Here is an 18,392-nt window from a genome sequence, read left to right on the forward strand (position 1 = left end):
TTACTTTTTTATTTTTTTCTAATTGTTTTTTCTAAAAATCAGGGGCGAATATACTAATTATTTACAGTCCCTGGCTTGTAACCTAATTTTACAATTACATCATTACTAACATCGTAACTGCTGCTTGCATAAATCATCATGGTAGCTTCGCTGCTCTTATCGAAAATAAAATCTAAATACTTAGATTTTGCAATTTGTTTTATTGCCTCAGCTACTTTATCCTGAATAGGTTTGATTAATTTTGTTCTGCTTTGGAAAAGATCGCCATCAGGACCAAATTTCGAACGCTGAAATTCTTTAGCTTGTTTTTCCTTTTCAATAATTTCATTTTCACGGCGTTTGCGCATATCATCTGTTAGTAAAACCTGATCTGCCTGATAAGCCTTGTACATCCTGTCGATTTCAGAAAAATTCTGATCAACCTGCTGCTGCCATTGTTTTGAGGCAACATCCAACTGACTCAATGCCGACTTATATTCTGGCAAATGTTTCAAAATATACTCCGTGTCTACATAAGCAAACTTCTGTGCAAAGGCACCGAAAGAAGTGCAAAGTAGAAATGCGATAAAAAGATACTTTTTCATTTGTGTGTGTGTTAATGATACTTTAATAACCTAAGCTTTCTTTAAACTCATCTTGCGATGATTTATTGCATAATTAATTAAATTTTTGTTCTTTAACAATTAAAATCCACCTAATTGTTGTGCGATACTAAAGGTGAAGTTTTGTTTACCACCATCAGCTATTCCAGGAATTCTATCAAATGCATGTCCATAATCGATACCTAATAAACCAAATATTGGCAAAAAGATACGTGCACCTACACCAACTGATCTCCTCACATTGAAAGGATTAAAATCGCCAAATCTATTCCAGGTATTACCCGCCTCTGCAAATGCTAAAACAAATGCCGTAGCTTGCTGACTCGCAATTACCGGATAACGTGCCTCTAATACGTATTTTGTATAAATCGGACTACCAGATTGTTGTGCAACATTTGGATCAGAACCATTTGGAATAACCGTATTATTAGCATAACCACGCATTGCAATTAACTCCGAACCTTGTAAGAAATCGAATCCCTGCATACCATCACCACCCAGTTTAAAACGCTCAAATGCTGATTGACCCACTGCTTTGTTATATTGTCCTAAGAAACCAAACTGTGCCTGTGCTTTAATTACAAGATTTCCAGCTACACGCTGATACCATTGCGAATCGAATTTCCATTTATGATACTCTGTAAAACGGTATTTTTCTTTATCAGATGCCGTAGCATAGTTTGTTTTGTTTAACAATGAAAAAGGAGGTGTTGCCTGAATGGTAAAACGTAAAAATGATCCTGATTTAGGAAAAATTGGCGAATCCCTTGAATCGCGACTGATTTCTTGCGATAGACTGATATTATATGATGTACCTGTTTTGAATAAATACCCTGTATAGTTATTTAATATATATTGTTGCACACTAAATGCATGGCTTAACTGAAAATAATTGTCTGGCCAGTTCAATCTTCTGCCTAAACTAACCGTTACCCCATTTAAACGGATTTTCTGAAAAGCAGCATCTCCATTGCTTAAACCATTAGATTGTAGTGAGGTAAATGCACTTACACCTAAACTTACCGGTTTCTCGCCGCCAAACCAAGGTTGTGAGAAAGAAAAACTATATGATTGGTAGTATTTACCATTCGTTTGTCCACGTAAGCTTAATTTTTGTCCATCTCCTTTTGGTAGTGGTTTATAAGCTTTTAAGTTGAACAGGTTACGTAGTGAAAAGTTGTTGAAGGTTAAGCCTAATGTACCAATGATACGGCCACCACCGAAACCACCTGAAAGCTCAATCTGATCTGAAGGTTTTTCTTCTACTGCATATTCAATATCCACTGTACCATCTGCCGGATTTGGACGAGGAGTTGGCACTGTTTTAGATTCATCAAAGTTACCTAACTGACCAATTTCACGGATGGTACGGATTAAATCACTTTTGTTAAATTTTTGTCCAGGTTTAGTACGGATCTCACGCAATACAACTTTATCATTTGTAATGGTATTTCCTTTTAAGGTAATTCGGTTATTGGTATACTGAGGTCCTTCGTACATCCTTAATTCCACATCAACTGTATCACCGTAAATTTTGGTTTGTACCGGATCGATGTTAAAAGTTAAGTATCCGTTATCGGTATACATACTGTTAATGTCGCCACCGTTTTCGCCGCCGCCATTTAACTTCTTGTTTAATTTTTCTTCACTAAAAACATCACCTTTTTCAATGGTCAATACTTTTTTCAAAATACTGTCAGGATAGATCGCATTGCCGGCCCAGGTAATATTACCGAAATAATATTTCTTGCCTTCGTAAAGGTCCATTCTAATATTAACTTTTTTCTTATTGTACTGGTAGATGGTATCTTTTAATAACTCCGCATCACGATAGCCTTTTTCGTGCATTTTGGCAATCATTTTTACTTTGTTTTCTTCGTATTTTTCTTTCGCAAATTTTCCTGAACCCCAAAAACGCCACCATGCAAACTGTTTAGGACTTTTTAAGTATTTTCTGAGTTTTGCTGATTTAAAATCTTTGTTGCCGGTAAAATCAATGTGCTGAACTTTAACACGATGACCTTTATTGATATTGGCTTCTAAAACCACACTGTTTTCCGCATTTGGATCTTTACGTGTTTTATAATCGATCTGCGTGAAGAAGAAACCTTTATCCAACAAATATTTTTTTACAATGGCCGAAGTGGTATTGTATAAGTTATCATTTACGATTTTACCTGTTTTATCATTCAATTTTTCCTGAATGGCTGTTTTTTCAGATTTACGGATACCTTTTAAATCAATTGAGCTTAAACGCGGACGTTCTGCTACTTCAATTTCAAAATAAACTGAATCACCAACAAACTTTTCGATATTAAGTTTAACATCATCAAACAATCCCTGTGCCCAAAGCGTTTTAATTGCATCAGAAGTTGCCTCACCAGGAAGTACAATTTTGTCGCCTTTGGTTAATTTAGATAGTGTAATTAATACTTCTTTATCTAAATATTGGGTTCCTGTTACTGTTGTACCACCAATGATATATTCTTTTGGACTAAAATAATCGAGATCTAAGCCACCAACCTTTAAAGAAGGGGTTGCCGGTGCCTGACCTTGTGGACGTATTTGAGCGAAGGCCGGAGCGGCTAAAACTAGTAGAATTAAAACTTGAAATATTCTTTTCATTAAAATAATTTGTTCAGTAATGGCCACGAAGGTAACAATGTTTTATAAAGCAAAATTTTCTTTATTCTGTTTCCCTTATTATGGTTTCATTTATCGTATAAAAGTGGTGCTAAGTTAGTTTAAACGCTTGTTAAAAAGTGTTAAAAGAAAAATTAGTTTAATTGTTCGCTAATTTTACCAAAACGGCGTTCGCGTTTTTGATAGTCAACAATAGCCTCGAAAAGATCTTCCCGTCTGAAATCCGGCCACAAAACATCAGTAAAATAAAACTCCGTATAAGCCATTTGCCAAAGCAGGTAATTGCTGATTCGGTGCTCTCCACTTGTTCTGATCATCAGTTCCGGATCGGGAATATTTACTGTTGTTAATTTTGATGAAAACAGGTCTTCATCAATGTCATCCAACGATATGATATTATCTTTAACAGCCGAGGCAATTTTTTTTGCAGCCTCTAAAATTTCCCACTTTGCACTATAACTCAACGCAAGAGTTAAAGTACATTTTTCATTGTGGGCTGTTTTTGCCATGGCTTCCTTTAAATCATCGATACACTCTTGAGGTAAGGATGCAATATTGCCAATCGCATTAAGCTTTATATTATTTTTATTAAGTGTTTCCGTTTCTTTATTGATGGTAGAAATAAGAATTTGCATCAATGCGTCTACTTCTTCTTTTGGCCGATTCCAGTTTTCGGTAGAAAATGCGTACAATGTTAAGTATTCAATACCCACTTCTACGCAACCCTCTACAATGTCTTTTACCGAAAGTACACCTTGTTCATGGCCGAAAACCCTCACTTTACCCTGGCCTTTTGCCCATCTTCCGTTGCCATCCATGATAACGGCAATGTGCTTTGGCAGGCGGCTATAGTCTATTTGTTCTTTAAATCCCATTAATTATGTCAAAATCAGCTTAAAAGGAATAGCATTTTGAGGATACAAAGGTAAAAGATATGCCAACACTAACAAATAGATAAGTGTCCCTTTTTCGAAAATCGCCTCTTTGTGTTCCCGGCTCACCGATTTGATAGCGTGAAGGATCTGATAAATTAACCTGATTTTGCCCATTTCCTACAAATGCAGGGTTAACCGGATACCGACCGCTTACATCATCAATATAATCGGTAAGTGGTGTTCTATAACCAATTTCGGTAAACACACTCCAGGTATCTTTGTAATTATACCTTAGCCCTAAACCATATGGAATGGTTAAAACAGCATTTGGGTATCCATTTTCCTGACCTTCGGTTGCCAGTTGGTCTAACCTGTACCTTTCGCCGTCGATTTTTACTGTGGGCTTAAAAATTACCAGGCCAGCACCTGTAAATAAATATGGGGTAAACTGTCGGGTTCCGCCGCCAATCCTGAAATTAAAAAAATTAAAATCAATCAAGCCGCTAAATTCGTTCAGCATTGTTTTAAAACGTAAATTTCTTTTCCGGAAATGCTCGTTGCTGGAATAAGAATCATCAGCCTTAACCTGGCCGTAAGTATAATTTAAACGAACACCCAAATACTGATTAAAGTTCCGCTTTACATAAGCTCCTCCGGAAAGACCACTAATCTGCAAAGGGTTATTCTGGTTAAGATCGCCCATGTAACCTGCAACTCCACCCATCAAACCAAGTTCCCAAGTACCATCCTGGGCAAACGAAATCTGTTTACCAAAAATGAAGAATAGTACAATTAAGAGGAGTTTGCTTGGCGTCATACTTAGTAGTTACGGGTATCAATGCCCCATAATAATTTATTCCTTAACGTGTTTAAGTAAGTTTCATTGTTAAGGCGGATAAGATTAACACAAAAATCTGCTTTTTTTATACTGATTTTTACCGATCGCTCTACGGTTACTGTGCGGCTATCGCAAGAAACCAGAAATTTTGATTCCCTTGCCTCCACTTCAAAAGAAAGTTTATTACCGTCGGATACCACCACAGGCCTAACATTTAGGTTATGTGGGGCAATTGGTGTGATTACAAAATTTTCAGAATCGGGATAAATAATAGGACCACCGCAGCTTAATGAGTAAGCGGTAGAACCTGTTGGAGTAGCAATAATTAATCCATCAGCCCAGTAGGAGTTAATAAACTCACCATTCATCGAGGCATGGATAATCATCATCGCCGAATTATCACGGCGGTGGATGGTAATATCATTGAGCGCGAAGTTTTCTTCGCCAAACAGGCCGTTATCAGATTCTAAAATGAGCAATGAACGACTATCTAAGGTATACTCCTCATTAATTAAGGCATGCAAAGCTGATCCGATCTCATTTTTATTGATGCTGGCCAAAAAGCCCAGGCGGCCAAAATTAATTCCGATTACAGGTATGCCCGAATTGCGGATTAAAGATAGGGTATCCAACAAAGTTCCATCACCACCTAAACTCAATAATACATCGGCACGCTCTTTTAATTCGGCATGGTTATGAAAAATAATGGTATTGGCGGGCAGTTTTATCTTGCCATGAAGCGAAGTTTTAAATTTTGAATATAAAACAGGCTGAATATTGTGCTCGGCCAGATGATTAAATACCTCTTGAACATATGGTAAAACCGTATCATTAAAATCTCTCCCGTAAATTGCAATCCTCATAAAGTAGGTTTATACATTTAAATAGTTCATGAAAGAATCGTAACGCTCCTGCGATCCATCATCAATCTGTGTGTTATTGTATACTTCTTTTACCAGATAATCATATCTTTCAAAAGAAGCTACCAATGAAGTAATTTCGGTTTTATTTACTTTTAATGTAACTTCTAAACGTGTAGAATCTTCGAAAGCATTCACATAAGAAGAAAGTACCTGTGCATTATCGGCTTCTACAATCTGCGCAATATGTGCCAGAGAGTTATCGCGATTGCTAATTTCCAGTACAATAATTCCGCCAGGCTCGTTAACAGCATATTGTTCGGCAACTGCATTTATCATGTTGTTGATGGAAATTAAGCCGAGGTAGTTTTTCTGCTGATCCAATACGGGTACAGTAGTTAATTTAAGCTGGCTCAATAACCTGATTACATCGTACGTATGTGCATTATTCAGCACAAATACATTTAACATACTTACCGCAGCATCGTTTAAAAGGGTATCGTGATTGGCAATGTTTAACAGATCATCTTCAGAAACTAAACCCAGCAAAGTAACTTCGTTAACTACAGGCAAATGTTTAACTTTAAAATCGTTCATGCGATCTAAAGCCTTTTGCACCGTGTCATCGGTTCTTAATGATGGAATTGCATCTGATATGATTTCTGCAGCAAACATTATTTTAACAATATTCTATCTAAAAATTTCTCTAAATACGCGTTAAATACTGCGGGATGTTCCATCATAGGTGCATGTCCGCATTTATCTACCCAGTTCAATTCAGAATTAGGCAATAACTGGTGAAATTCTTCTGCCACTTCTGGTGGAGTAACTTTATCATTTTTCCCCCAGATAAGAGAAACAGGGATTGTAATTTTGGATAATTCTTTTCCCATGTTGTGGCGTATTGCCGATTTGGCCATGGTTAAAATCCTGATTACCCTCGATCTGTCGTTAACGGTTTTAAATACATCATCAACCAGCTCTTTTGTAGCTGTTGCAGGATCGTAAAAAGTAAATTCAACTTTTTCTTTTATATAATCGTAACTCTCTCTACGTGGAAAAGAACCGCCAAAAGCATTTTCATACAAACCAGAGCTACCGGTTAACACTAAAGCCTTAACAAACTCCTGGTGTGCAACCGTAAATACAAGCCCAACATGCCCACCAAGTGAATTACCAACAAGCACTACCTGATTTAAATTTTTAAATTTTAAAAAGCGGTGAAGATATCTTGAAAGCGCCTTTACCCCCAATGTTAAAATAGGCAGATCGTAAATGGGTAAAATAGGGATAATTACACGGTAGCGATCTTTAAACTGCTCAATAACCAGTTCCCAATTGCTTAGTTCGCCCATTAGGCCATGCAGCAATACCAGTGTCTCGCCTGTTCCAGCTTCGATGTATTTAAATCCGTCTTCTTCTATTATCGGGTAAGTCATATATATTCTAGATGGTATTGTGCTACTAAGTTAGTAGAGTAAAATTAAATTTATGCATTTCTAAGCCATTTTTCTGAAATAAAACTGAAAACGGTATAAAAACACTATTTGCATTGCGCAGAGCACTATGTTGATGGCGATAAATTACCGCTAACCTTTCTGCGCTCCTACTTTTTACCTTGCTTAGGCCAGTTTTTCTTTAACAATTTCGGCAATTAGTTTTCCATCAGCTTTACCAGCAAGTTCTTTGTTCGCCATGCCCATTACCTTACCCATATCTTTAACCGATGTGGCACCGGATTGTTTGATTACGGCCTCAATAATTACAGCAACCTCTGCCCTATCCAATTGCTTAGGTAAAAACTGGTTGATTACTTCAATTTCTTCTTCCTCTACCTGGTACAAATCTTCGCGGTTTTGTTGTTTGTAAATATCAGCAGATTCGCGGCGTTGTTTAATTAATTTCTGAAGTATTTTAAGCTCAGTTTCTTCTGTAATTTCTTCAGTAGAACCTTTTTCGGTTTTAGCCAAAAGTAAGGCTGCCTTAATGGCCCTTAAACCTCGTAACTGTGCACTGTTTTTGGCCAACATGGCCTTTTTTATTTCCTGATCTATTGTATTTGATATCATTTTTAACCCCAAACCCCTAAAGGGGCTTTCCTTTCATTAGTTTAAAATAAAAATTATTTTGTTATTTCCCTCCCAATCTTATGTTCCCCCTTCAGGGGGCTAGGGGGTTTTATTTATAATAGTTGCTGTGGCCTGTGCTGTTGGCATAATCAGCATATCATTAATGTTTACATGTTTTGGTCTGCTTACCACATACCAAATGGCATCTGCAATATCATCTGCTATTAAGGGTTCGAAGTTTTCATAAACCTTTTTAGCGCGCGCTTCGTCACCTTTAAAGCGGACTACCGAAAATTCGGTTTCTACCATTCCTGGATTAATCGCCGTAACTTTTATACCATAGGCAAGCAGATCGATACGCATGCCCTTGGTTAAAGCATCAACAGCATGTTTACTTGCACAATATACGTTTCCATTTGGATAAACTTCTTTGCCGGCAATAGATCCGATGTTAACAATATGGCCCGATTGGTTTGGAATCATCCAGTTGGAAACAATTTTGCTTACATAAAGCAAACCCTTTACGTTTGTATCAATCATGGTATCCCAATCATTGGTGTCTCCTTTATCTATCGGATCTAATCCCTGACTTAAACCTGCATTGTTTACCAGCACATCAATCTTTTTCCATTCTATTGGTAAAACTTCCAAAACTGCTGAAAGGTTTTCTTTATCGCGTACATCCACAACAACCTGTTTAATGGAAATGGCATATTTATCTTCTAAATGATGTGCAATTTTAGCCAAACGGTCTGTTCTACGTGCCAATAAAACTAAATTGTATCCTTGTTGAGCAAATGTATTTGCGCAAGCTTCACCAATACCAGAAGTTGCACCTGTAATTAACGCGATTTTAGACATGTTTATGAATTTTAAGTCTCGGTAATCCCTAAGCTATCATCTTTGCGATTTCCCTACACCAACAAAGGTAAGTTTTTTTGGAATGCTTGACTATTGAAAAATCAAACTGAATGTTAATTGACGTAATTTCAACTTATCTATCGGATTGGCATAAGCTGTATTATCGTGTTGAAGCAAATCGTTATTTGAATAAGACAATTTAATCTCTGGAGACATTTTGAAATACTCGAAATAAATATCGAAACCAACGCCAGTTTCATAAGAGAGGTAGTTTCTTTGGTTTTTTAGCAGCTTGTTCACTGCTGTTTCTCCCTCATCGAAGGTTTTCTTTTTGGAGGCAATATCTATCGAATATTTTGCACCACCCAACCAATACACGCGAAGATTTTTAAAGCGGTCTGATTTAACCTTTAAACCCAAAGGAAATTCGAACATGGTGGCCTGTACTTTTCGCTCCACCACCGTTTGAAAGTTTTTCGTTTGTCCGTTACCCACATTAATCGGGGCCATTGGTTCATATTCGTAAGTAACAGTTCTATCGCTAAAAATTAGGGACGGGGTTGCCCGGATATCAAAATTATCAGAAATCATCCGGTTCATTACAAAGCCCAAACCGAAACCCTGTGATGGCGTACTCGAAATAGAATTTAATTTTGAAGTAACCGGAACACCCGAATTTGGATCGTAAGAAACACCAAGCGAGTTTGGCACCTCATAAAAAGGTGATCTCCAATTGGCATTTTTTAATATTTTATATTCGGCGGATATGTATTGAAAATTAAAACCAAAACTCCAGTCTTCATCGTCAATTCCACCACCCCAGTTTTGTGCAAAGGCAGTTGTAGAAATAGCGAAAAGAGAAAGAATGAGGCTTAATTTTCTGATCATTTGGTTCCTATGTATATCGAACTTATTCCAAACGTTAAAATTCGTTGTTTGGTACTTTTAAAGCCAACTTTTTCCATCAGATTGGTAAAATCCTCCCCATCGGGAAAAGCAGCAACTGATTCTGGCAAATATGAATAGGCCCTATGATCTTTAGAAAAAAGTTTCCCAAAAAAAGGTGTTACCTGTTTAAAATAAAAGCTGTACAGCTGTTTAACCGGAAATACTTTGGGTTTCGAAAACTCCAATACTACCATTTTGCCATTGGGTTTTAACACCCTGTACATATCTGTTAACCCTTTTTCGAGGTTTTCGAAATTACGCACACCATAAGCACAGGTAATTGCATCAAAAGTGTTATCCTCAAAGTGCAAACCTTCTGAATCGCCCAACTGAACGTTAAAAACTTCGTTTAAGCTGCGTTCGTTGATTTTCTTTTTTGCAACATCCAACATGCCTTCAGAAATATCTACACCAATTACTTTTTCTGGATGAAGTTTTTTAATTGCCTCGAAAGCGAAATCACCAGTTCCTGTTGCTACATCAAGCAAAGTTCTTGGATGGATGGAAACCAATTCTTTAATTGCTTTCTTACGCCATAATACATCAATGCCTAAAGACAGAAAATGATTTAAAAAATCGTAAGTGCCTGAAATATTATTAAACATGGTTGCAACCTGCTCTTTTTTAGTTGCATCGTTTACCTGGTATGGAGTGATATTCTGATTCATGATATATAGCAAAGATATAGAAAAGAGTTTGCAGTTGGGAGTTTAGCGTTTTCAGTTTAGCGATTGCATTAAACTTTACGAATTGCTGACGACGGTAGCTTTTCTACTCCACACTCCAAACCCTCAACTCAAAACTAATGTTTGGTGTTGGAGTTTAGCGATTGCATTAAACTTTACGAATTGCTGACGACGGTAGCTTTTCTACYCCACACTCCAAACCCTCAACTCAAAACTAATTGTTACCTTTGCACTATGATTATCAAAACGGCAACATTTGTTTGCAGCAACACCCAAATTTCGGCCCTGCCGGTACCAACAATGCCCGAATATGCATTTATCGGCCGCTCTAATGTGGGTAAATCTTCATTAATCAATATGTTGGTTAATCAACATGGATTGGCCAAAACCTCTCAGCGGCCCGGTAAAACCCAGTTGATAAATCATTTCCTGATTAATGAGAAATGGTACATTGTCGATTTACCGGGTTATGGATATGCGAAAGTTTCGAAAACAAGCAGAGAAAAATGGGAGAAATTTATCCGCGCCTACATTACCAAAAGAGAGAGCCTGCAATGTATTTTTGTTTTGATAGACAGCCGTTTAGAACCTCAGGGAATTGACATTGAATTTTGCTACTGGTTAGGGGAAAAACAGATTCCTTTTTCGCTGATTTTTACCAAAGCTGATAAACAAGGCATGACGACCACACAGAAAAATGTAGCTGCGTTTAAGAAAAAACTAGGTGAGTTTTTTGAAGAGATTCCTGCTACGTTTATTTCGTCGGCAGAAAAAGGAACAGGAAAAGATGAGGTTTTAGATTTCATCTATGAAGTAAACAAAGATTTTGTTGTACCAACAGATTATAAGAAGTTTTAGATAGTTTAATGGTTAATGGTTTATAGACCATAGTATAATAGCATATAGTTCATAGTTGGATAGATTATAGTTGATGGTTTAGTTGTCGATAGAATGATGCAAGTTAAATTTAATCTACGATTTTTAGTGATACTGATATCATAATTTAATTGAAGCATCTTACCTATGAACCATTTAATTATTAGCCATCAACCAAACTAAACAATTAACCAGTTAACCGATTTATACAGTTAACCTATTTCCAATAAATGAAAAAATACTTTTCACTCGTATTATTCGCCCACTCGGTTTTTGCATTACCATTCGCTATGATTGGTTTCTTTTTGGGTGTTACCACTACAGAAAATCCATTTTCATGGTATAAACTGATTTTGGTTTTACTTTGTATGGTTTTTGCGCGGAATTCGGCCATGGCCTTTAACCGTTACCTTGATAGAAATATCGACGCTAAAAACCCGCGCACCAAAATGCGCGATATTCCTGCGGGTAAAGTTTCGGCAAATGAAGCTTTGATTTTTGTAATCGCCAATTGTGTACTTTTTGCCATTACTACTTACTTTATTAATCCGTTGTGCTTTTACCTATCGCCCGTTGCTTTATTTGTAGTTCTGTTTTATAGTTATACCAAACGATTTACCGCGCTTTGCCATTTGGTGTTGGGTTTAGGCTTATCTCTTGCTCCTATTGGTGCTTACATTGCCGTAACCGGGCATTTTGCGCTCGTTCCTGTACTGTATTCTTTAACGGTATTGTTTTGGGTGAGTGGATTTGATATTATTTATGCACTACAAGACGAAGAATTCGATCGTGAAGAAAAATTACACTCCATACCATCGGCACTTGGCATTAAAAATGCTTTAAATGTTTCTGTACTGTTGCATATATTGTCGGCCACGTGTGTAATTTTACCAGTGTTTTTCACTTCATTTAGCTGGGTATACTATATAGGTATTGTGTTTTTCTGTTCGATGTTGGTTTATCAGCATTTACTGGTAAAACCAAACGACATCAGCAAAGTAAACAGGGCTTTTCAAACCTTAAATGGCTATGCATCGGTGGTATTTGCAGTATGCTTTTTAATTGATGCGTATTTAAGACACAAGTAAAAATAAGTGAATAATTAAATTTTGGCTGAGGGGATTTAAATAAAAACCATTCTGTAAGTCTATAATTCAATAATTAAACTAATGATAATAACTAAAAAACCGAGAACATATATCCCACAGGAACTCAACATTAGCTGGGAAAATTTGGAACCACTTTTTACCGAATTACAAAATCGCAAAATTAACAGCACAGCTGAATTGGAACAATGGTTAAAAGACCGTTCGGAACTTGAGGCGGCTTTAGAAGAAGATTTTGCTTGGAGGTATATTAAAATGAGCTGCGACACGGCAAATGAAGAATTGGTAAAAAATTTCCAATATTTTGCTACTGAAATTGAGCCAAAAATTTCTCCCTTGGCTAACGAACTAAATAAAAAGTTTGTTGAAAGTCCATTTATGGATGATCTTGATAAGGAGAAATATTTCGTATACAGCCGTGCCATTAAAAAAGCATTGGAACTTTACCGTGATGAAAATATCGAACTGTTTACCGAATTACAGGTAAAACAACAAAAATATCAAAGCACTACCGGCGCAATGAGTGTTGAGCTAAACGGACAGGAATATACCCTGGAGCAAGCTTCTATATTCATCAAAGATTTAAACCGCGAAGTACGCGAAAATGCTTGGAAAACCATTCAACAACGCCGTTTGATAGATAAAGATGATTTAAATATCCTGTTTGATGAACTTATTAAACTGCGCACCCAGGTAGCTTTAAATGCTGGTTTTGAGAACTACCGCGATTATATGTTTCAGGCTTTGGGCCGCTTTGATTATACGCCACAGGATTGTTATGATTTTGCCAATGCCATTGAAAAAGAGATTGTGCCTATTTTAAAAGAACAAGCAGAAAAACGCCGCGAAGCCTTAGGACTCGAGGTACTAAAACCTTGGGATTTAGAAGTAAGCATAAGCGGCAAACCTGCTTTGAAACCTTTTAACAACGGTGAAGAGCTGATTGATAAAAGTATTGCCTGTTTTAACGCCATTGATGAAAAATTAGGCGAAAAACTAGCAACAATGAGGGCCAATAACCTTTTTGATGTGGAAAGCAGAAAAGGTAAGGCACCTGGAGGATATAATTATCCTTTAGCAGAAACTGGAGCACCTTTTATATTTATGAACTCGGCAAATTCATTGCGCGATTTAACCACAATGGTTCATGAAGGCGGTCATGCGGTACATACTTTTTTAACGGCAAATTTAGAATTAAACGATTTTAAACATTGCCCGTCTGAAGTTGCCGAGTTGGCTTCTATGAGTATGGAGCTGATCTCCATGGATAACTGGAATGTGTATTTCGATAATGAAGAAGATTTAAACCGCGCTAAGAAAGAGCAATTGGCTGATGTTTTAAAAACATTGCCATGGGTAGCAGTTATCGACCAGTTTCAACACTGGATTTATACCAATCCAAACCATACCGCTGCTGACCGCGAAGAAACTTTTAAACAGATTTTTAACCGTTTTGGTGCAGGCTTTGCCGATTGGACAGATTTGGAACAACAATTTGGAAACGGATGGCAAAAACAATTGCATCTATTCGAAGTTCCTTTTTATTATATAGAATATGCAATTGCACAGTTAGGAGCCATTGCTGTTTGGAAAAACTATAAAGAAAATCCCGAAAAAGCTTTAGAACAATATCTTGCTGCACTTTCTTTGGGTTATACCAAACCGATGAATGAAATATATGAAACCGCAGGTATCAAATTTGATTTCAGTGCAGAATATGTGAAAGAACTTGCAGATTTTGTGAAAACTGAACTGGAAAAGTTAGGTTAACTAAAAGGTTGGGGGCTGAAAGGCTTCTCTGCTTAAAGTTTAATAAATGAAAGTCGTGGCAAAATTGCCACGGCTTTTTTTGTTGTTTGTTTTGCCACTGAAACATAGAATACACGGTAGTTGTAAATATGCTTCGAAGCCACTCAGCATGCTAGGCCTTAAGCGCGTTTTCTGAACGATTAACTTTACAACAGATGCTGAACTACTGGTAATACCAATGAACAGATGACCTGTGAACTAAACGAATGTAAAAAAATGTTAATTGGGTTAAACATTGTTAAAATACACGGCTTAATGCACCTAATGATTTAGTTTCGTTCTAATTCCTAATCAGATAAGAGGAAATGCTAATCATCAGCTCCCTAATTAAAATGAAAATATTCGCTCCGTATTTTGTGCTCTCGCTGTTATTTTTAAATGTAGTTTCTGCGCAGGCTATAAAAATTAACATTACAGGTACAGTAATGAATAAAAATGGTGTTAAAGTTTCCGCTAGCCTTAAATTTACCAGTTTGACAGATACTGTTTTTATTAAAACAGTTAATACCAATGAAGAAGGAAAATATGTGATGGCAAACTTCCCGGCAAATAAATTCATCGTAGAGGTGAAGGCTGTGGGTTATCAATCTATAAAAGAAATACATGAAGCTTTTACTGGAAAAACAAATCTCGATTTAAGCTTCAGACTGGAACCTGGTGTAAAAGAACTGGAAAGTGTTGTGATAGCTGCCCGGAAAGCATTAATAGAGCGCCATAACGGCAAAACAGTAATGAATGTTGAAAACAGTATTGTTTCTACCGGAAATACTGCCCTCGAAGTGCTTGCTAAAATGCCAGGTGTATCCGTTAACCAAGATGGGATCATCAGCATAAAAGGAAGATCGGGTGCAAATGTGCTCATCGATGGAAAATCTACTTATTTATCTGCCGAACAGTTGGCTACCAGATTACGATCTTTAAATAGCAATGAAATAAAAACGATAGAACTGATAACCAATCCCTCTTCCAAATATGATGCTGAAGGAAACGCAGGTTTGCTCAATATCAAACTAAAAAAAAACGCCAGTTACGGTACCAATGGAAATGTTGATTTAGGTTTTGGTTATGGTAAAAATTCAAAAAGCGATGCCGGAATATCCGTTAATCATCGGGATAAAAACCTAAACATTTTTGGCAGTTTCGACAATAACAACAATAAAGCTACCGAAAACCTGGATATTTTAAGGGTAGTTAATGGAAGTGGTCAAAATACTTATTTCCATCAATCGAATACGCAAACAAGATCTACACATAACAACAATTATAAAGCTGGGATTGATTATTTTATTAACAATGAAAATACTTTAGGTTTCCTTACTACGGGTTATTTTAACAATGGCCATGATGCATCTAATGGGCTAACTGCTATTGGCCGAAGTTTTGCACAGGTCGACTCATCGATCGTTGCCGATAACCCTGCACAAAACAAATACCGTAATCAAGCTTACAACCTCAATTACAAAAGTATTATCGATACTTTAGGCCAGGAGTTATCGATCGATTTGGATTATGCGAGATACCACAGTGAAGAAAATACCGTTTACCAAAACTCCTTTTTCGATCAAAACGGTTCACTGTATAAATTACCTGCCATTTTTCGAAATTCCACTCCCTCTTTTATCACAATCAAAGCTGCCAAAATTGATTATGCACTTCCACTTAACACTACTACTAAATTAGCTTTAGGTTTAAAAAGCAGTTGGGTAAATACAGACAATGATTTTAGATTCGAATACCTAATAGGAACAGATTGGAAGAATGATGTGGGCAGAAGCAACCGTTTTACCTATAAAGAAAATATAAATGCAGCTTACGCTACATTAAAGCACGAATTTAAGTCGACCAGCTTAGAAATTGGTATAAGAATGGAACAAACCAATTCTAAGGGCAACTCCATTGAAGATAATAGGATTGTAAAGCGCAGATATTTTGATTTTTTTCCAAATATTAATGTTAACCAAAACTTAGCACTAAATCATGAACTTGGTTTTTCATACAGCAGAAGAATAGATCGGCCAGATTATAAATCGCTTAATCCATTTGTTTATTTTGTTGATCTGTATACTTTCAGTCGGGGAAATCCATTTCTTAATCCACAATATACCAATACTTTTCAACTCACATACAACTATAAAAAAACTCTAAATATTTCGCTGGGATACAGCATTACCAATAACTTAATTATAGATGTTTTATTACCCGACAATGAAAAGAAAACTTTGTACCAAACTGTGCAAAATCTTGATAAACAATACGCCTACGACTTATCGTTCGGCTATCCTACTATCATAACCAAATTTTGGAGTATGGACAATACACTCACAAGCACCTATAACCAGATAAAAACCGCAAACTTGGGTAATGGTATATATAACAGGAAGAAAGTAAATTTTATGATCAACAGCAATCAAACTTTTACACTTAGCCCCTCAACATCTGCAGAGCTTTCAGGAGAATATGCCTCCTCTCAAATTTATGGCACATATGCTATTAAACCTTATTATGGTGCAGATTTAGGGATTAAAAAATCATTACTCGATAAAAAGTTAAGCATTAAATTTGCCATTAATGATGTTTTTGATACCAGAAAATCAAGAATAAACAGCGCATTATCTGGTTTAAATTATAACCTCGTACAAAAACTAGAAAGCAGGGTTTACAGGTTAAGCCTAAATTATATTTTCGGCAGCAGCAGTATCAAAGGAAACCGGGACCGTAAGACAAGTTTAAGTGACGTAGAAGGCCGAATTAAATAATTACTATACTTCTTCCTTTTTCCTGAGTTTTAAAATCACAAACATCACTAAAACTGAAATCAGGATCATAATGAGATAACTGTAGCTGAGGTTACGTTCATCTTTAGCCGGAATAAGGTTTACAATACCATAACTCAGGAAAGAAACAATTACATAGGTAATGCCACCAGTTAAGCCACCGGCAATTCCTGCATTTTTAGGGAATTTACTTAAACAGAAAGTGAAGTAATTGTTAAAGGTAAAGCCAGCCCCAACATGGATAAGAAAGGCAAAGAAAATTAACGACCACAAATTAGATACAAAATTTAAACTCAATATCATCAGGATTACAAAAGCCACCTGAAAAAGCGAATTGATCATCAATCTTCTAAAAAAAGGCTTATTAATGGTTGCTTTACCAATAAAACCACCAACCATCCACGCGAAGCCCAAAAACAATGAACTATAACCTGCAATAACAGGAGAAAAATTAAAATGGTGCTCTATGATAAAAGGACCTGTCATGTTATACACCATTACCATACAATAAGCTAAACCTAACATCACAATGCCCAAGGTAAAACTTGTAGTTTTGATCATTTCAAGATAGATTCGAGTAATTTTTTTCAGTTGAAAATCGGTAAATTGTTTCAATGTTTCGCCACTGAACAATAGTTCAAGCAAAGCAAACACCAATGCAAAACCAGCCAGAAAATAAAAGTTAGATTCCCAGCTAAATGCTGTTTGAAGGTAGCCTCCAATAAACGGGGCAACAATTGGTCCGGTAGACCAGATGATAGAAAACATACTGAGGTAGTGTTTCAACTGGTCGCCTTCATAAAGATCAACAAAATATGCTCTTTTTGCCACTACAATTGCACCCACCGTAAGTCCGTGGATAACACGCATTACATAAATCAGGTAAATATTATGTGTGGTGGCAATAATAATACTGGCCGCAGCGAAAATCAGCAGTGCATATAAACAAATCTTATATCTGCCAAAGCTATCGAGTACGCTGCCAATAAAAAGTTGTGAAACACCGTAACTGATTAAAAATATGCTTAAGGTAAGTTGCACCTGTACGCTGCTTACCTGCATCTCACCTGCCATTGTGGGTAGAGATGGAATGTAGATATCGGTTGCAAAACCTGAAAGTGGAATTAGTGCAAAAGCTAAAATGGTGGCTAAGCGCTGGTTACCTTCTTTTATATATTTCACTTGAGTTGTATTAGCATTCATTGGATGATGGTAATGGTTTATAAATATTCCAATCAAACAAGAATTTAATTACTTTATTCCTTTGATTGATTATTGGCAGCAAAATTACTACTTACATCTATCCGAAAAGTATGCAAATCAAACAAAGGATTATTCAAGCCAAATAATTACAAATTTTTACTTAAATCCAATAAATTTGACTTTTTACGATGAATTTATCTACCATAAATGGACTGTAATGAAAATTATATCCCGCTTTAAAC

The 18,392-nt window shown here is 36.5% G+C and carries 16 protein-coding genes; 4 read left to right on the top strand and 12 right to left on the bottom strand.

The window, feature by feature from the left end:
* Nucleotides 1-53: 53 nt before the first annotated feature.
* The 11 genes from ASE74_RS18615 to ubiE all read right to left on the bottom strand — a co-directional run bounded on the left by ASE74_RS18615 (nucleotide 54) and on the right by ubiE (nucleotide 10,364).
* Nucleotides 54-584 (bottom strand): OmpH family outer membrane protein, encoded by a 531-nt coding sequence (locus ASE74_RS18615; protein ID WP_055912314.1) that lies wholly within the window; start codon nucleotides 582-584, stop codon nucleotides 54-56.
* A gap of 99 nt (nucleotides 585-683) precedes the next feature.
* Complete coding sequence (gene bamA, locus ASE74_RS18620) at nucleotides 684-3,227, bottom strand: outer membrane protein assembly factor BamA (protein ID WP_055912814.1); 2,544 nt, start codon at nucleotides 3,225-3,227, stop codon at nucleotides 684-686.
* A 152-nt stretch (nucleotides 3,228-3,379) separates the two neighbouring features.
* On the bottom strand, nucleotides 3,380-4,120 hold the full coding sequence (locus ASE74_RS18625; protein ID WP_055912316.1) for an isoprenyl transferase: 741 nt from the start codon (nucleotides 4,118-4,120) through the stop codon (nucleotides 3,380-3,382).
* Between the two features lie 19 nt (nucleotides 4,121-4,139).
* Nucleotides 4,140-4,937, bottom strand: a complete 798-nt coding sequence (locus ASE74_RS18630; RefSeq protein ID WP_055912318.1) for a DUF6089 family protein — start codon at nucleotides 4,935-4,937, stop codon at nucleotides 4,140-4,142.
* Between the two features lie 2 nt (nucleotides 4,938-4,939).
* A complete protein-coding gene (locus ASE74_RS18635) occupies nucleotides 4,940-5,821 on the bottom strand; it encodes an NAD kinase (protein WP_055912320.1) in 882 nt (293 codons plus the stop codon).
* Between the two features lie 9 nt (nucleotides 5,822-5,830).
* A complete protein-coding gene (locus tag ASE74_RS18640) occupies nucleotides 5,831-6,493 on the bottom strand; it encodes a CBS domain-containing protein (protein ID WP_055912321.1) in 663 nt (220 codons plus the stop codon).
* On the bottom strand, nucleotides 6,493-7,257 hold the full coding sequence (locus ASE74_RS18645; RefSeq protein ID WP_055912324.1) for an alpha/beta fold hydrolase: 765 nt from the start codon (nucleotides 7,255-7,257) through the stop codon (nucleotides 6,493-6,495). Before ASE74_RS18645 ends, ASE74_RS18640 begins: the two co-directional genes overlap by 1 nt.
* Nucleotides 7,258-7,440: 183 nt before the next feature.
* Complete coding sequence (locus tag ASE74_RS18650; protein WP_055912325.1) at nucleotides 7,441-7,887, bottom strand: GatB/YqeY domain-containing protein; 447 nt, start codon at nucleotides 7,885-7,887, stop codon at nucleotides 7,441-7,443.
* 99 nt (nucleotides 7,888-7,986) lie between these two features.
* On the bottom strand, nucleotides 7,987-8,748 hold the full coding sequence (locus ASE74_RS18655; protein ID WP_055912327.1) for an SDR family NAD(P)-dependent oxidoreductase: 762 nt from the start codon (nucleotides 8,746-8,748) through the stop codon (nucleotides 7,987-7,989).
* A 90-nt stretch (nucleotides 8,749-8,838) separates the two neighbouring features.
* Nucleotides 8,839-9,636, bottom strand: coding sequence for an outer membrane beta-barrel protein (locus ASE74_RS18660; protein WP_055912329.1), 798 nt, complete (start codon nucleotides 9,634-9,636; stop codon nucleotides 8,839-8,841).
* Nucleotides 9,633-10,364, bottom strand: coding sequence for a bifunctional demethylmenaquinone methyltransferase/2-methoxy-6-polyprenyl-1,4-benzoquinol methylase UbiE (ubiE, locus tag ASE74_RS18665; protein WP_200912327.1), 732 nt, complete (start codon nucleotides 10,362-10,364; stop codon nucleotides 9,633-9,635). The genes ASE74_RS18660 and ubiE overlap by 4 nt, the downstream gene beginning before the upstream one ends.
* 252 nt (nucleotides 10,365-10,616) lie before the next feature.
* Here ubiE and yihA point away from each other — a divergent pair, with 252 nt between their 5' ends.
* The 4 genes from yihA (at nucleotide 10,617) to ASE74_RS18685 (ending at nucleotide 16,929) form a co-directional block, all read left to right on the top strand.
* Nucleotides 10,617-11,240 carry a ribosome biogenesis GTP-binding protein YihA/YsxC gene (gene yihA, locus ASE74_RS18670; RefSeq protein ID WP_055912332.1) on the top strand — a complete coding sequence of 208 codons (624 nt, stop codon included), beginning with the start codon at nucleotides 10,617-10,619 and terminating at the stop codon, nucleotides 11,238-11,240.
* Between the two features lie 248 nt (nucleotides 11,241-11,488).
* On the top strand, nucleotides 11,489-12,346 hold the full coding sequence (locus ASE74_RS18675; protein ID WP_055912334.1) for a UbiA-like polyprenyltransferase: 858 nt from the start codon (nucleotides 11,489-11,491) through the stop codon (nucleotides 12,344-12,346).
* An 81-nt stretch (nucleotides 12,347-12,427) separates the two neighbouring features.
* Nucleotides 12,428-14,134, top strand: a complete 1,707-nt coding sequence (locus ASE74_RS18680; protein WP_055912336.1) for a M3 family oligoendopeptidase — start codon at nucleotides 12,428-12,430, stop codon at nucleotides 14,132-14,134.
* Nucleotides 14,135-14,505: 371 nt separating this feature from the next.
* Complete coding sequence (locus ASE74_RS18685) at nucleotides 14,506-16,929, top strand: outer membrane beta-barrel family protein (protein ID WP_055912338.1); 2,424 nt, start codon at nucleotides 14,506-14,508, stop codon at nucleotides 16,927-16,929.
* A 3-nt stretch (nucleotides 16,930-16,932) separates the two neighbouring features.
* Here ASE74_RS18685 and ASE74_RS18690 read toward each other — a convergent pair whose 3' ends face one another.
* Nucleotides 16,933-18,150: an MFS transporter gene (locus tag ASE74_RS18690; protein ID WP_055912340.1), complete on the bottom strand. Its 1,218-nt coding sequence runs from the start codon at nucleotides 18,148-18,150 to the stop codon at nucleotides 16,933-16,935.
* Between the last annotated feature and the right edge of the window lie 242 nt (nucleotides 18,151-18,392).

Origin of the sequence: Pedobacter sp. Leaf216 (assembly GCF_001421515.1) — a bacterium.
Classification (GTDB): Bacteria; Bacteroidota; Bacteroidia; order Sphingobacteriales; family Sphingobacteriaceae; genus Pedobacter.

What these genes read in the sequence shown, in the direction of transcription:
- ASE74_RS18615 (WP_055912314.1), bottom strand. Translation starts at nt 584, where the DNA reads ATGAAAAAGTATCTTTTTATCGCATTTCTACTTTGCACTTCTTTCGGT.
- ASE74_RS18680 (WP_055912336.1), top strand. Translation starts at nt 12,428, where the DNA reads ATGATAATAACTAAAAAACCGAGAACATATATCCCACAGGAACTCAAC.
- ASE74_RS18640 (WP_055912321.1), bottom strand. Translation starts at nt 6,493, where the DNA reads ATGTTTGCTGCAGAAATCATATCAGATGCAATTCCATCATTAAGAACC.
- ASE74_RS18675 (WP_055912334.1), top strand. Translation starts at nt 11,489, where the DNA reads ATGAAAAAATACTTTTCACTCGTATTATTCGCCCACTCGGTTTTTGCA.
- bamA (WP_055912814.1), bottom strand. Translation starts at nt 3,227, where the DNA reads ATGAAAAGAATATTTCAAGTTTTAATTCTACTAGTTTTAGCCGCTCCG.
- ASE74_RS18625 (WP_055912316.1), bottom strand. Translation starts at nt 4,120, where the DNA reads ATGGGATTTAAAGAACAAATAGACTATAGCCGCCTGCCAAAGCACATT.
- ubiE (WP_200912327.1), bottom strand. Translation starts at nt 10,364, where the DNA reads ATGAATCAGAATATCACTCCATACCAGGTAAACGATGCAACTAAAAAA.
- yihA (WP_055912332.1), top strand. Translation starts at nt 10,617, where the DNA reads ATGATTATCAAAACGGCAACATTTGTTTGCAGCAACACCCAAATTTCG.
- ASE74_RS18690 (WP_055912340.1), bottom strand. Translation starts at nt 18,150, where the DNA reads ATGAATGCTAATACAACTCAAGTGAAATATATAAAAGAAGGTAACCAG.
- ASE74_RS18650 (WP_055912325.1), bottom strand. Translation starts at nt 7,887, where the DNA reads ATGATATCAAATACAATAGATCAGGAAATAAAAAAGGCCATGTTGGCC.
- ASE74_RS18685 (WP_055912338.1), top strand. Translation starts at nt 14,506, where the DNA reads ATGAAAATATTCGCTCCGTATTTTGTGCTCTCGCTGTTATTTTTAAAT.
- ASE74_RS18635 (WP_055912320.1), bottom strand. Translation starts at nt 5,821, where the DNA reads ATGAGGATTGCAATTTACGGGAGAGATTTTAATGATACGGTTTTACCA.
- ASE74_RS18655 (WP_055912327.1), bottom strand. Translation starts at nt 8,748, where the DNA reads ATGTCTAAAATCGCGTTAATTACAGGTGCAACTTCTGGTATTGGTGAA.
- ASE74_RS18660 (WP_055912329.1), bottom strand. Translation starts at nt 9,636, where the DNA reads ATGATCAGAAAATTAAGCCTCATTCTTTCTCTTTTCGCTATTTCTACA.
- ASE74_RS18630 (WP_055912318.1), bottom strand. Translation starts at nt 4,937, where the DNA reads ATGACGCCAAGCAAACTCCTCTTAATTGTACTATTCTTCATTTTTGGT.
- ASE74_RS18645 (WP_055912324.1), bottom strand. Translation starts at nt 7,257, where the DNA reads ATGACTTACCCGATAATAGAAGAAGACGGATTTAAATACATCGAAGCT.